The following is a 12,872-nucleotide window of genomic DNA, read 5'->3' on the forward strand; positions in this document are numbered from 1 at the left end:
GCAGTTGAAGGTACGCCACTTGAAGATGAAAAACCAGTTGAAATATGGGAAATGATTCGTATGGTAGCTACCACAAGAATTATTATGCCTGAAACGCAAGTACGTTTATCTGCAGGAAGAACCAATATGAGTAGAGAAGGACAAGCGATGTGTTTCTTTGCAGGTGCAAATTCTATTTTTGCTGGTGATAAATTGCTTACTACACCAAATCCTGATGTAAATGAGGATATGAAAATGTTTGAAATGCTTGGATTAAATCCGCAAAAACCATTCATTAAAAAAATGCAACCTGAAACAGTAGAAGCAGCAGATTCAAAATTTGAGGCCTTAGGTGAAAAACCAAAATGGAGCCGACCAGAGCATAAAATTGAAAGAAATTTAGAAGCTTCTGGAAAAAAGTAAGCTTTAAGTTAAATTTTAAAGAAATATAAATCCCATATCTTTTTAAGTATGGGATTTTTTAAGTTATAAAAAGGAAAAGAGCGACTATTTACCAACCAAATAAAATGAGAAAAAACTACTTTCTGTCACCCTTTGTCCAATTTATACAAATATTAATTCGTTATTAGATTCTGTGTTTTCTAAAATAACGTCTTCAATTATGTCTTCAATATTGCTTGTATAATTTATGGGTATAATTCTATTAGATAAAACCCACATTTCTATTAAATTAAAATCTAAGTTTTTAGCTGTTAATACGCCCATTTTTTTTAACGCGAAGGCGTTGCATTCTTGTTCAATTTGTTTTTTGATAGGAATAACAAATAATTTCTTTTTCAGGAATAACGTTTCGGCAGGTAATTCAAATCCAGCATTACATAAAACGCCAGCACTTTTTGCAATAGATTTTAAAAATTCGTTTTCATCAATTGGAAATACAGTGCAATTATTTGCCGTGTAAGACGAAGTGGCAGCTTTTGAAAATACAATCCAATTGGCAGATGTTTTTTTCAATTCTTTAATAATTTTTATATCTGAAAACGAAGGCAAATACACAACATAATGTCCGGCATTTGAAGTTTTTAAGTCGCTTATTTTTTTTCTTATTACTGGTCTGAAAATATGTTCGTTGTATTCTTCAAAGTGAAAACCATATTTTTTAACAACAGGTGCGTAGTTTTTAAAAATTTTCCAACTCAACCATTTAATTTTTTTAGGTTTTGGTGTTTCATTAAAAAATAAAGATGATTGATGTGATAATGCCACTATATTTCCACCTTTAAATTTACAAGCCCAAGCTGAAATGGGTTCGTAATCGTTAATAATTAAATCATATTGATGTACGTTTAACTTTAAGACTTGATATATAAATTGAGCATAATTGTTTTTATATAACGTTTTCAAAAAAGAAACATTTCCGTTACTTCCATAAAATAATGAAATACCTTTAAAATCCAAAGCTACTGGAAAGCCCAATTGAATTTGCGATTGACTACCACTTGTTAAAACAGTAACTTCGCCATATTTTTTTAATATCGGAATAATCTCTTGAGCTCTTGCTAAATGACCATTTCCAGTTTTTTGTACGGCATATAATATTTTCATATTCTTTTAGTTAAATGAAACTACTTCTTTAATTAATTCGTCAATATTTTTCAAATCCACATCTTGGTGCTCTAAATCCAATTCTTCTTTAAAATCGTATTTGTTGTAAGTGTATATGCTCCAGTTTTTGTTGTGATATTCTAAAGCGGTTAAGTTTTCAATCCAATCGCCACTGTTTAAATACACGCAATTCCCGTTTTTACTTTCTACTTCTCGTATTTGAGGTTGATGAATGTGTCCACAAATTACATAGTCAAATTCATTTTCTATGGCTAATTCTGTGGCAGCGTTTTCAAAATCTCCAATAAATTTTATGGCATTTTTTACGTTGTTTTTTATTTTTTTGGAAAACGAATATTTTTCTTTTCCTAATTGTGTTAAAAACCAATTGGTTAATACATTTAAACGAATTAAAAAATCATATCCAATACCGCCTAATTTGGCAATCCATTTTGAATGTTGTACAGAAGCATCAAAAACATCACCGTGAAAAAACCAGGCTTTTTTGCCATCAAGAGTCATTATTTTTTTATTTGTCAATTCAATATTTCCGAAAGAAGTATCGGCAAATCGACGTAAAAATTCATCGTGATTTCCTAAAATATATACGACTTCAGTCCCTTTTGAGGCCAAATCAATTATTTTTTTAATCACTTTTAAATGGTATTTTGGAAAATAACTTTTGCTAAATTGCCAAATATCTATAAAATCTCCATTAATGATTAATGTTTTTGGAGAAACAGATTTTAAATAAGTAAAAAGTTCTTTTGCTTGACAGCCATAAGTTCCCAGATGGGTATCGGAAATAACTACAACATCAACATCTCTTGCCATAATACGGTTCAGTATTGTTTTGGCAAAGTAACAGTTTGTTTGTTAAGTAAATACTATTAGAAAATTAAGAAATTAATGTATGTGAAACTACCTAATTAAATTAATGTTAATTAGGTAGTTCAAAAATTTACTGCGTTACAATTTGCAACGTTTCTCGGCTAATTTGTTTTACTAAAACGTTCTTGTCTTTTTCAATTACTTCTGCTGAAATGGCATCAAAATGACGAATGGTGTATAAAGAAACGTTTTCATTATAAGAAACTTTGAATTTTTTTGATAAAATGGTTTTCAAATCTTTAAATTTATCAAACGTGTCTTCAATACATACGGAAAAACTAATAGCTGTATTTTGAATTAAACTCACTTTAATTTTATGTTTATGAAATAAAGCGAAAATTTCACTAATATTTTCTTCCATTATAAATGAAAAATCAATTGAGGAAAGCGATACTAAAATTTGATTTTTCTTTACAATAAAACAAGAAGTTTTTGGTTCTAAATCTACGCCAGTCCCTACTTTTGTTCCAGGTAATGTAGGGTTTAGAAATGATTTTACATACAACGGAATTTCTTTTTTCTGTAAAGGTTGTAAGGTTTTTGGATGTATTACACTTGCGCCATAAAAGGCCAATTCAATTGCTTCTCTGTACGAAATTTGATTCAGCAACACCGCATTTTCAAAATACCTTGGATCGGCATTTAAAACACCTGGTACATCCTTCCAAATGGTTACACTTTCAGCACCTAAGCAGTAAGCAAAAATGGCAGCAGTATAATCGGATCCTTCACGACCTAATGTAGTGGTAAAGTTATTTTCATCTGCACCAATAAAACCTTGGGTAATAAATAACGATTTTTTTCTATTTATTTTAGAAATCAATTTTTGAGTGTATTCCCAATTTACATTGGCATCTCTGTAATTCGCATCCGTTTTAATGTAGTGACGCACATCTAACCATTGGTTTGTAATTCCTGCAGCATTTAAATAATGACTCACAATAGTGGTAGAAACCATTTCTCCAATACTAATAATTTGATCGTATACAAAAGGATAATTTGGCGATTTATTGCTTCTAACAAAATATTCTAAATCATCAAAATGCGTATTTACATCAAAAAATACTTCGTGCTCCTCATCGTCAAATAAATCTAATAAAATTTGATTGTGATATTTTCTGATGTCTTGTAAAGAAGCATATAATTCGTTCGACTTTTCAAAGTAATTTTTAATTACTACTTCAAGTGCATTTGTAGTCTTTCCCATAGCGGAAATCACTAACATTACATCTTCGTAACCAACGGTTTGTAATACATTTAATACGTTTTTTATTCCTGCAGCATCTTTTACAGAAGCGCCCCCAAATTTAAATATTTTCATAACTTATCAATTACAATATTAAAATTTCACATCCCAATTGGTTATTGAATTTTAATGAGTTGTTTTTTCTATATTATTTATAAATGTCTCAATTCCTATTTCATCCATATGAACCACGCGCCAATCATCTAAAACAGTTGCCCCGCTTTTTTTGTAAAATTCAATTGCAGGTGTGTTCCAATCTAACACATTCCATTCTATTCGTCTTACGTTATCTTTTTTGCCTTGTTTTATAATTTCGGTGTATAATGCAAATCCAGCGCCAGTTCCTCTGTTTTTTTCTCTAACTATTAAATCTTCTAAATGAATGGTTTTTCCCTTCCAAGTTGAAAATCGATAATAATACAAAGCTACACCAATAATTTCATTTTGCACTTCTGCTACAAAAGTATAAAATAATGGATTTTCAGAAAAGCCATCTCGCACTAAATCTTCTACAGTTACAACCACCGCATTCGGTTCTTTTTCAAAAATAGCTAATTCTTTAATTAAAGCCAAAACTTCTGGCATATCTTCTGGTATTCCTTTTCTAATAATCATTTTTTCTTGAAGCTATTTCCTGCTTTCCACTATATCTTTTTATTTTATGTTGCCTTCGAGAGCCTCAGTCAACATAAAATAAAAAGGATGCCGTTACAATCAGGGCTATTTTACATCCGTTTTTCAATACATTCTTCTGCAAAAATACATATACACAAACAACTTTCTAAATTAATTTCGCATTATCACAAAAATAACGATATTTGTGCAACAATTCAACTCAATCGATTTCGTAATGGAACAAAGCAACAAAACCTTAGGTGAATACATCATCGAAAATCAAAATGCATTTCAATATTCGTCTGGCGAATTATCCCGAATTATCAACTCCATCCGTTTAGCTGCAAAAGTAGTTAACTACAAAGTAAACAAGGCAGGTTTAGTGGATATTGTAGGTGCCGCTGGAGATCAAAACATTCAAGGTGAAGACCAACAAAAACTGGATGTTTATGCCAATGAAGTTTTTATTCAAACATTAATAAACCGAGAAATTGTTTGCGGAATTGCATCTGAAGAAAATGACGATTTTATTACGGTTGCAGGTTCAGATAAAAGTCATAATAACAAATATGTGGTATTAATGGATCCGCTTGACGGCTCTTCAAATATTGATGTGAACGTATCTGTTGGAACAATTTTTTCAGTTTACAGAAGAATTACGCCAGTTGGAACCCCAGTAACTTTAGAAGATTTTTTACAACCAGGAATCAATCAAGTAGCGGCTGGGTATGTTATTTATGGTACGTCAACTATGTTGGTGTATACAACCGGTTGTGGCGTTAACGGATTTACCTTAAATCCAGCTATCGGAACGTTTTATTTGTCGCATCCCAATATGAAATTTCCTGAAAATGGCAGTATTTATTCTATAAACGAAGGAAATTATGTGCATTTTCCTCAAGGGGTGAAAAACTACCTAAAATATTGCCAATTAGAAGAAAACGATCGACCATATACTTCAAGATATATTGGAAGTTTAGTGTCCGATTTTCATAGAAATATGATTAAAGGAGGTATTTATATTTATCCAACCAGTTCTAAATCCCCTAAAGGAAAATTACGTTTGTTATACGAATGTAATCCAATGGCATTTATTGCCGAACAAGCAGGAGGAAAATCTTCTGATGGGTTTGGAAGAACTATGGAAATTATCCCAACCGAATTACACCAACGCGTGCCGTTTTTCTGCGGCGTAAAAAGTATGGTAGAAAAAGCAGAGGAATTTATGGAACAAGCTAAATAAAAATTCAAAGCGACTGAAATGTCGCTTTTTTATTTCCTAAAAATTCTGTAAGTTTGAAAAACATTTTAAATGAAATGGTATGCAAGAATTTTTAATATATTTCAATATGGGATTAAAGCACGTGTTAGATATCACGGCTTATGACCATATCGTTTTTCTAATTGCGTTACTAATTCCGTACACCTTTAAAGATTGGAAACGCGTGTTTTTATTGGTTAGTTTGTTTACTTTAGGACATACTTTAGCCTTAATTTTATCTGTTTTTGGGGTGGTTTCTATTTCGGTAACTGTTGTAGAATTCCTTATTCCAATTACTATTTTAATCACTGCTTTATATCATTTGTTTACAGCTGGCAAATCGGCAAAAAAAGAAACTATTTCTTTTGTAGCTATTGTAACAGTGTGCTTCGGATTAATTCACGGACTTGGATTTTCAAATTATTTTAATACCATAATGGTAGGTTCGGGAATGACTAAGTTAGTTCCTTTATTAGAATTTGCTTTAGGAATTGAGGCTGCTCAACTAATTGTGGTTCTTGCCGTATTGCTTCTTGCGTATATTCTTCAAACTTTTTTTCGTTTTTCAAAAAGAGATTGGGCTTTGGTATTGTCAGGATGTATAATTGGTGTAGTTTTGCCAATGATATTACATAGCGAAATTTTTAAGTAAAAGTTATTTCACAGAGCTACACAAAGAATCAGCAGAGTGACACAAAATCAGTATTAATTCCATATAATATGTTCAAAAAGTATTAAAAATAAAATCTTTGCGAACCTTAGCGGGAAACTTTGCGTTTCTTTGCGGTAAATTTAACAATGAAAGAAAAGAAAAAATTAAAATACGATTTGGCCTATTTGCGTATCGCATCAGAATGGGGAAAGTTATCTTATTGTAAACGTAAACAAGTAGGGGCTATTATTGTTAAAGATAAAATGATAATTTCTGACGGTTATAATGGTACACCAAGTGGCTTTGAAAATTGTTGTGAAGATGAAGAAAACCTAACAAAGTGGTACGTACTTCACGCAGAGGCAAATGCCATATTAAAAGTGGCGCGTTCTACACAATCTTGTGAAGGGGCTACTTTGTATATTACCCTTTCACCTTGTAAAGAGTGTAGCAAATTAATTCATCAATCTGGTATAAAACGTGTGGTGTATTTAGATGAATACAAAGACACTTCAGGTGTAGATTTTTTAAGAAAAGCAGGTGTAGAAGCCGAACATTTGCAAGAAATTTATGAGTAAACATCAAAATAAATTTTATATTTATATACCTATAATCATCGCCTTGTCTTTTGCGGGTGGAATGCTATTGGGAAGTAAATTAGATGTTTTACAACAAACCAACTTAGGTTCAAAATCTGCAGGAAAATTAAAGCTTAATAAATTACTCGATTTTATTGATAAAGAATATGTAGATGAAGTAAATACCGATTCTATTGTAGATTTAACAGTTTCCGGAATTTTAGAAAACCTCGATCCACATTCTGTTTACATTCCAAAAGAACAATTGGCGGCTGTAAATGAAAGTATGGAAGGGAATTTTGTAGGCATTGGCGTAAATTTTTATATGTATAAAGATACGTTAACAGTTATTAAGCCCATTCCAAACGGCCCTTCTGCAAAAGCAGGAATACAATCAGGAGATAGAATTTTATTTGCCAATAATAAGCAACTTTTCAATAAAAAATACCAATCAGAAAATTTATTTCCAATTTTAAAGGGTGAAATTGATTCACCTGTTAATTTGATAGTGTATAGAAAATCTGAAAACAAAAAATTTAAAGTAACTGTTGTTAGGAATTTAATTCCAGTTAAAAGTATAGATGTTGCCACAAAAATAAACAATAAAACAGGTTATATTAAAGTAAATCGATTTGCCGAAACTACATATAGTGAATTTCATAACGCTTTAGTATCTTTAAAAAAGCAAGGAATTAAAGAGGTAATTATAGATTTAAGAGAAAATGGTGGCGGTTACTTAGAAATGGCTGTCGCAATGGCCGATGAATTCTTAATAGACAAGCAAGTAATCGTTAAAACCAAAAATAAAAAAGGAAATGTAGATGAATCTTACGCTACTTCAAAAGGTATTTTTGAAACAGGACGTGTGTACGTTTTAATTGATGAAAATAGCGCTTCGGCAAGTGAAATATTCGCAGGTGCCATCCAGGATAACGACAGAGGAACTATAATTGGACGTCGCTCTTTCGGAAAAGGATTGGTGCAACGCGAAATGAAAATGAATGATGGTTCTGCGGTACGATTAACCATTGCAAGATATTACACACCTTCAGGTAGAAGTATTCAAAAACCTTATGAAGACAAAGGCGAAAAGTATTTTAACGAATTTGAAAAACGTTTTTTAAGTGGCGAATTATATGAAGCAGACAGTATTAAAGTAGCCGATAGTTTAAAATTTAAAACCAAAAAAGGCAGAATTGTATACGGCGGTGGCGGAATTATTCCTGATGTATTTGTACCGATTGAAAAAAATCATAATAAAGAAGGTTTAGAATTACTTTTGCAATCGGAAATAATGAGCTATTATGCTTTTGAAAAATTAGATGAAAATCGAGCATTTTTCAGTAAAATGAATGCGATACAATTAAAAAACGAATTGTTTAAAAAGGACAAATATTTTAATCAATTTAAAGAGTATATTACTTCAAATGGCTTGCTTTTTAATATATCCAATCAAAAGGAACAAGTGCTAACGTATTTATATGCTGAATTTTCAAAACAATTATTTAACGACACTTCGTATTATCAAATTGTACTTCCAAAAGACAAAATGATTACTAAAGTGTTAGAAAAGCAGAAATAATTTAAGAAAACCTTTACACACTTTGTATTTTGCTTAACAAATGGGTGTTTTAAATAGTCTATTTTTGATTTTCTAAAATTAAGGTATGAAAATTAAAATTACGCTGTTTCTTTTATGTTTTGGTTACTTCCAAAATTCTTTTTCTCAAAGCATCAAAGGAAAAGTGATTTCTAATAAATTGCCTATCCATAATGTTGAAGTAATTAATACAAATAGCAAAGAAGTTATAAATACAAATCAAGAAGGTGCTTTTGAAATAAAAGCCATAACTTCAAATTGGATTACCTTTTATCACAAAGACTATGATGTGGTAAAAATATATGTTGACTCGCTTTTTGACTTCAACAAAAGTTTAGAAATTGAACTTTTTCAGAAATCTACAACAATTGAAGAAGTGCAAGTTGAAAAGAAACAATCATTGACAAAAGGAATGAAATATGGAATGCCTGTTATACCATATAATAAACCAAGTGTGAGTTTTTCCGACGGAACTGTAAATACACCTGTAGATTTTATTCAAGTTTTCGGACTGATTAAAAAACTATTTAAGAATAAAAATAAAGTCGCTTTTAAACCAAAAGAGCCTGTTCAGTTTAGAACTTTTACAGCTCAAAGTTATAGTAATGAGTTTTTGATGAAGAGTTTGAAATTAAAACAAGAAGAAATTGAAGAATTTCTAAATTATTGTAGTTTTGATTCCAAATCAAAAGAAGCAGTTGGAAATATGAATAGAATGACCTTGCTTCAATTTTTAATTGAAAAATCTGAAGAATTTAAAAAACTACATCAGAAATAACAACTTATACCTTCACAGCATCGTGAATCTGAACTGGTTTCCCATCATTCCATAAAGTCAAAACATCTGTAGCAGCACTTGCGCCACTTCCAGCAGCGATAACGAGTTGACTTCTGTGTCCGGCCAAAGTTCCGATAGCATAAATACCTTCTGTTACCAAATGATCATTATTTTCTAACTGAATTCTGTTTTTCTCTGGAGACGCTTTTTTGTGTGGAATAATGTAGTTTTCCAAACCTTCAATTGTAAACGGATTTCCAGCGCCAATACCAATCATAATTAGTTTTGAATGGTAAGTGTTTTTATTTGTGGTAATTGTGAAGTTATTAAATTCACCAGAAATTTTCAAAACTTTCTCGTTTTCAATTTGAATAATATGCGGATAACTTTCAGATAAATGGGTTACGCTTTCCTCTAACAATTCGCTACCTAATTTTCCTGAAGAAATTCCGTAGGCATTGTTAAAAACAGCTTTTTGTAACGAAGAATTTTTCTGATGTGCAATAATGCCAATTTGTTTATCAGCCATAAAAGATTTCTCTTTAGCCGAACCAAAAATTAATGCAGCTGAAACTCCAGCAACACCACCGCCAATTATTAAAACGTCAAACATATTATTTTGTTTGTTCTACTACTTTTTTTGCAACCCTAAAAAGTGTTACGATAAGGATAGCGCAAAATGAAGCAATAATTCCAATTATTGCAATTGTACTTTCTCCTTCAAATGGTTTTTCAAAATCAATTTTTGTAGCATTAAAAATAATTGTGATTACTGATAATGCGATAATAATGTAACTAAATATTTTCATTTTTTATTTATTTAAATTGCCTGAGGCTATCGATGGCAACAATTTATTTTAAATTATACAAACAATCCTTTAACGTTAGCGGCAAATAACTTTATTGAAATGGCTAACAAAATAACACCAAAAACTTTTCGTATTATTCCTAAACCATTTACACCTAATAATTTTTCAATTTTTCCGGACGATTTTAAAACAGCGTATACCAAAATAACATTAATTAAAATGGCAATAATTATATTAATTTTATCATAAACGGCTCGTAAAGATAATAAAGTCGTCATAGTTCCAGCACCTGCAATTAGTGGAAAGGCAATAGGAACTATGGAAGCAGTAGTTGGGTTATCTTCTTTATATAATCGTACCCCTAAAATCATTTCTAAAGCTAAGAAAAAAAGCACAAACGATCCTGCAACAGCAAACGAGTTGGCGTCAATACCAATTAATTTTAAAATTTCTTCTCCCACAAATAAAAAAGCAATCATAATTATAGCTGAAACTATAGTTGCCTTTTCTGATTGTATATGTCCAATTTTACTTCGTAAATCTACAATAATAGGAATACTCCCTAAAATATCAATTACAGCAAATAATATCATCGATATGGTAAAAACTTCTTTCCAGTCAATCATAAAATGTTTTTTGCAAAGATACGGATTAAGTTCAATTGGCGTGTTTTCAAATTGAAATTTGCCGTATTTAATTCCTATCTTTGCGCTTTAAATAAAATAAGTATGTTTCAACTTCAAAAAACCATAGTTTCTGAAGAAATTTTAGAAAAAGACTTCGTATGTAATTTAGCGGCTTGTAAAGGCGCTTGCTGTGTAGATGGCGATGCTGGTGCCCCTTTAACCCTAGAAGAAACTCAAATATTGGCTGATATTTATCCAAAAGTAAAACCATTTTTACGAAAAGAAGGTATTGCCGCTATTGAAGCACAAGGAACGCACGTTATCGGAACGGATGGCGAATTAGAAACTACATTAATTAATGGGAAAGATTGCGCGTATGTGATTTTCGACAATAAAACCGCACTTTGTGGGATCGAACAAGCTTATAATCAAGGAGAAGTAAGTTGGAAAAAACCAGTATCTTGTCATTTATACCCAGTTCGAGTAAAAGAATATTCCGATTTTTCAGCGGTAAATTATCATAAATGGCATATTTGCTCAGATGCTTGCGCTTTAGGAGCAGAATTACAAGTTCCTGTTTATAAATTTGTAAAAGAAGCCTTGGTTCGAAAATTTGGAATCGATTGGTACGAAGAATTAGAAAAAGTAGCCGAAGATTTAAAAAAATAGACCTCAAAAAAACACCTCAAAAAATCGTGTTAGTAGTTGTGTTTTCAGCTGATTAACCCGATTTTTTTATTTTGTTTAACGTTATTTAATATATTGATAATCAAATAATTATAAAAATATTTTTAATTTTTGTAATAATGTATGATTGTTAAAAACTTAGTCAAATTGTGAATAAGTTTGACTTTTATTATTCAATTGATTTATTGAAATTTGTAAAGTTAAAAATATAGAGAATGTATCTCGCTTAAAATTATAAAATCAATTACTTATGTCAATCGTTGAGCCAATTTTACAAGAAAACAAAAACAGATTTGTAATTTTTCCTATCAAACACCACGATATTTGGGAATGGTATAAAAAAATGGAAGCCAGTTTTTGGACTGCTGAAGAAATTGATTTGTCTCAAGATTTAAATGATTGGAATAATAAGTTGTCTGCGGATGAAAAATACTTCATCAAACACATTTTAGCCTTTTTTGCTGCTTCTGACGGAATTGTAAATGAAAATTTAGCTGAAAATTTCGTAAATGAAGTGCAATATGCAGAAGCTAAATTTTTCTATGGTTTTCAAATTATGATGGAAAACATCCATTCTGAAACTTATTCGCTTTTAATTGATACTTATGTAAAAGATGAAGCTGAGAAAAATGAATTATTTAACGCTTTAGATGTATTTCCTGCAATTAAGAAAAAAGCAGATTGGGCATTAAAGTGGATTGAATCGGATTCTTTTGCAGAACGTTTGATAGCGTTTGCAGCTGTAGAAGGAATTTTCTTCTCGGGAGCATTTTGTTCTATTTACTGGTTGAAAAAACGTGGATTGATGCCAGGTTTAACCTTTTCTAACGAATTAATTTCTCGTGACGAAGGCGTACATTGCGATTTTGCCGTACACTTACACAACCATCATTTAGTAAACAAAGTTTCAAAAGACCGTATCAGAACCATTATTGTTGATGCGTTAAATATCGAAAGAGAATTTATTACAGAATCGTTACCTGTTTCATTAATTGGAATGAATGCTGGATTAATGACGCAATATTTAGAATTTGTAGCCGATAGATTATTAGTAGAATTAGGATGTGATAGAGAGTACAATACCTCAAATCCATTTGATTTTATGGATATGATTTCGTTACAAGGAAAAACAAATTTCTTTGAGAAAAAAGTAGCTGAATACCAAAAAGCAGGTGTTATGAATACAGATACTGAAGCACAAAAGATTACTTTTGACGCTGATTTTTAAAAGAAAAACTTATAATACAGATTTCCCCAAATCCTGCATTCACTTTTCCTAAAACGTAAGTTGCTTTTGTTCTTAAAAAGCGACAAGCCCTACTTACTGGCAAAAAAATAAGTATTACAAATAACCCGAATCAGTAAAGGGATTTGCTGTTTCAAAAAAACAAAAACTATGTACGTAATTAAAAGAGATGGCCACAAAGAGCCAGTAAGTTTTGATAAAATCACAGACAGAATTAAAAAACTGTGTTATGGTTTAAATGATTTAGTAGACGCTGTAAAAGTAGCTATGCGAGTTATTGAAGGATTGTACGACGGGGTAACTACTTCAGAATTAGATAACTTAGCAGCTGAAACGGC

The 12,872-nt window shown here is 31.0% G+C and carries 15 protein-coding genes and 1 pseudogene; 9 read left to right on the top strand and 7 right to left on the bottom strand.

Features of this window, described 5'->3' with window-relative positions; genetic code table 11:
• Positions 1-402: pseudogene (locus ACIQ11_RS04430) on the top strand (biotin synthase); the annotation flags it as partial.
• A gap of 141 nt (positions 403-543) precedes the next feature.
• On the opposite strand, the gene ACIQ11_RS04435 reads toward ACIQ11_RS04430, so the two are convergent.
• The 4 genes from ACIQ11_RS04435 to ACIQ11_RS04450 form a co-directional block, all read right to left on the bottom strand.
• Positions 544-1,545, bottom strand: a complete 1,002-nt coding sequence (locus tag ACIQ11_RS04435) for a glycosyltransferase family protein (RefSeq protein WP_396153182.1) — start codon at positions 1,543-1,545, stop codon at positions 544-546.
• 6 nt (positions 1,546-1,551) lie between these two features.
• A complete protein-coding gene (locus ACIQ11_RS04440) occupies positions 1,552-2,379 on the bottom strand; it encodes a UDP-2,3-diacylglucosamine diphosphatase (RefSeq protein WP_396153184.1) in 828 nt (275 codons plus the stop codon).
• Positions 2,380-2,506: 127 nt separating this feature from the next.
• Positions 2,507-3,757 carry an aspartate kinase gene (locus ACIQ11_RS04445; protein ID WP_291241768.1) on the bottom strand — a complete coding sequence of 417 codons (1,251 nt, stop codon included), beginning with the start codon at positions 3,755-3,757 and terminating at the stop codon, positions 2,507-2,509.
• Between the two features lie 51 nt (positions 3,758-3,808).
• On the bottom strand, positions 3,809-4,297 hold the full coding sequence (locus ACIQ11_RS04450; RefSeq protein ID WP_396153186.1) for a GNAT family N-acetyltransferase: 489 nt from the start codon (positions 4,295-4,297) through the stop codon (positions 3,809-3,811).
• A 235-nt stretch (positions 4,298-4,532) separates the two neighbouring features.
• On the opposite strand from ACIQ11_RS04450, the gene fbp reads away from it, so the two are divergent.
• The 5 genes from fbp (at position 4,533) to ACIQ11_RS04475 (ending at position 9,166) form a co-directional block, all read left to right on the top strand.
• Positions 4,533-5,540, top strand: coding sequence for a class 1 fructose-bisphosphatase (gene fbp, locus ACIQ11_RS04455; RefSeq protein ID WP_396153204.1), 1,008 nt, complete (start codon positions 4,533-4,535; stop codon positions 5,538-5,540).
• A gap of 79 nt (positions 5,541-5,619) precedes the next feature.
• A complete protein-coding gene (locus ACIQ11_RS04460) occupies positions 5,620-6,210 on the top strand; it encodes a HupE/UreJ family protein (protein WP_396153188.1) in 591 nt (196 codons plus the stop codon).
• 146 nt (positions 6,211-6,356) lie between these two features.
• Positions 6,357-6,788 carry a dCMP deaminase family protein gene (locus tag ACIQ11_RS04465; RefSeq protein WP_291241765.1) on the top strand — a complete coding sequence of 144 codons (432 nt, stop codon included), beginning with the start codon at positions 6,357-6,359 and terminating at the stop codon, positions 6,786-6,788.
• Positions 6,781-8,370 carry a S41 family peptidase gene (locus ACIQ11_RS04470; protein ID WP_396153192.1) on the top strand — a complete coding sequence of 530 codons (1,590 nt, stop codon included), beginning with the start codon at positions 6,781-6,783 and terminating at the stop codon, positions 8,368-8,370. Before ACIQ11_RS04465 ends, ACIQ11_RS04470 begins: the two co-directional genes overlap by 8 nt.
• An 85-nt stretch (positions 8,371-8,455) precedes the next feature.
• Positions 8,456-9,166: a hypothetical protein gene (locus ACIQ11_RS04475; RefSeq protein ID WP_396153194.1), complete on the top strand. Its 711-nt coding sequence runs from the start codon at positions 8,456-8,458 to the stop codon at positions 9,164-9,166.
• 4 nt (positions 9,167-9,170) lie between these two features.
• Here ACIQ11_RS04475 and ACIQ11_RS04480 read toward each other — a convergent pair whose 3' ends face one another.
• The 3 genes from ACIQ11_RS04480 to ACIQ11_RS04490 are packed head-to-tail and all read right to left on the bottom strand — an operon-like array spanning position 9,171 to position 10,601.
• Complete coding sequence (locus ACIQ11_RS04480) at positions 9,171-9,779, bottom strand: FAD-dependent oxidoreductase (RefSeq protein WP_396153196.1); 609 nt, start codon at positions 9,777-9,779, stop codon at positions 9,171-9,173.
• Position 9,780: 1 nt separating this feature from the next.
• Positions 9,781-9,975, bottom strand: a complete 195-nt coding sequence (locus ACIQ11_RS04485) for a hypothetical protein (RefSeq protein ID WP_291241761.1) — start codon at positions 9,973-9,975, stop codon at positions 9,781-9,783.
• Between the two features lie 53 nt (positions 9,976-10,028).
• On the bottom strand, positions 10,029-10,601 hold the full coding sequence (locus tag ACIQ11_RS04490; RefSeq protein WP_396153198.1) for a MarC family protein: 573 nt from the start codon (positions 10,599-10,601) through the stop codon (positions 10,029-10,031).
• A 102-nt stretch (positions 10,602-10,703) separates the two neighbouring features.
• Here ACIQ11_RS04490 and ACIQ11_RS04495 point away from each other — a divergent pair, with 102 nt between their 5' ends.
• From ACIQ11_RS04495 to ACIQ11_RS04505, 3 genes are all read left to right on the top strand, one after another.
• Positions 10,704-11,270 carry a DUF3109 family protein gene (locus ACIQ11_RS04495; protein WP_396153200.1) on the top strand — a complete coding sequence of 189 codons (567 nt, stop codon included), beginning with the start codon at positions 10,704-10,706 and terminating at the stop codon, positions 11,268-11,270.
• A gap of 268 nt (positions 11,271-11,538) precedes the next feature.
• On the top strand, positions 11,539-12,516 hold the full coding sequence (locus ACIQ11_RS04500; RefSeq protein ID WP_353078270.1) for a ribonucleotide-diphosphate reductase subunit beta: 978 nt from the start codon (positions 11,539-11,541) through the stop codon (positions 12,514-12,516).
• A gap of 168 nt (positions 12,517-12,684) precedes the next feature.
• Positions 12,685-12,872, top strand: a 188-nt coding sequence (locus tag ACIQ11_RS04505; protein WP_396153202.1) for an ATP cone domain-containing protein, incomplete at its 3' end; no start/stop codon positions are given.

It is taken from the genome of Flavobacterium sp. (genome assembly GCF_044361065.1).
Lineage (GTDB): Bacteria > Bacteroidota > Bacteroidia > Flavobacteriales > Flavobacteriaceae > Flavobacterium.

What these genes read in the sequence shown, in the direction of transcription:
- ACIQ11_RS04435 (WP_396153182.1), bottom strand. Translation starts at nt 1,545, where the DNA reads ATGAAAATATTATATGCCGTACAAAAAACTGGAAATGGTCATTTAGCA.
- ACIQ11_RS04440 (WP_396153184.1), bottom strand. Translation starts at nt 2,379, where the DNA reads ATGGCAAGAGATGTTGATGTTGTAGTTATTTCCGATACCCATCTGGGA.
- ACIQ11_RS04445 (WP_291241768.1), bottom strand. Translation starts at nt 3,757, where the DNA reads ATGAAAATATTTAAATTTGGGGGCGCTTCTGTAAAAGATGCTGCAGGA.
- ACIQ11_RS04450 (WP_396153186.1), bottom strand. Translation starts at nt 4,297, where the DNA reads ATGATTATTAGAAAAGGAATACCAGAAGATATGCCAGAAGTTTTGGCT.
- fbp (WP_396153204.1), top strand. Translation starts at nt 4,533, where the DNA reads ATGGAACAAAGCAACAAAACCTTAGGTGAATACATCATCGAAAATCAA.
- ACIQ11_RS04460 (WP_396153188.1), top strand. Translation starts at nt 5,620, where the DNA reads ATGCAAGAATTTTTAATATATTTCAATATGGGATTAAAGCACGTGTTA.
- ACIQ11_RS04465 (WP_291241765.1), top strand. Translation starts at nt 6,357, where the DNA reads ATGAAAGAAAAGAAAAAATTAAAATACGATTTGGCCTATTTGCGTATC.
- ACIQ11_RS04470 (WP_396153192.1), top strand. Translation starts at nt 6,781, where the DNA reads ATGAGTAAACATCAAAATAAATTTTATATTTATATACCTATAATCATC.
- ACIQ11_RS04475 (WP_396153194.1), top strand. Translation starts at nt 8,456, where the DNA reads ATGAAAATTAAAATTACGCTGTTTCTTTTATGTTTTGGTTACTTCCAA.
- ACIQ11_RS04480 (WP_396153196.1), bottom strand. Translation starts at nt 9,779, where the DNA reads ATGTTTGACGTTTTAATAATTGGCGGTGGTGTTGCTGGAGTTTCAGCT.
- ACIQ11_RS04485 (WP_291241761.1), bottom strand. Translation starts at nt 9,975, where the DNA reads ATGAAAATATTTAGTTACATTATTATCGCATTATCAGTAATCACAATT.
- ACIQ11_RS04490 (WP_396153198.1), bottom strand. Translation starts at nt 10,601, where the DNA reads ATGATTGACTGGAAAGAAGTTTTTACCATATCGATGATATTATTTGCT.
- ACIQ11_RS04495 (WP_396153200.1), top strand. Translation starts at nt 10,704, where the DNA reads ATGTTTCAACTTCAAAAAACCATAGTTTCTGAAGAAATTTTAGAAAAA.
- ACIQ11_RS04500 (WP_353078270.1), top strand. Translation starts at nt 11,539, where the DNA reads ATGTCAATCGTTGAGCCAATTTTACAAGAAAACAAAAACAGATTTGTA.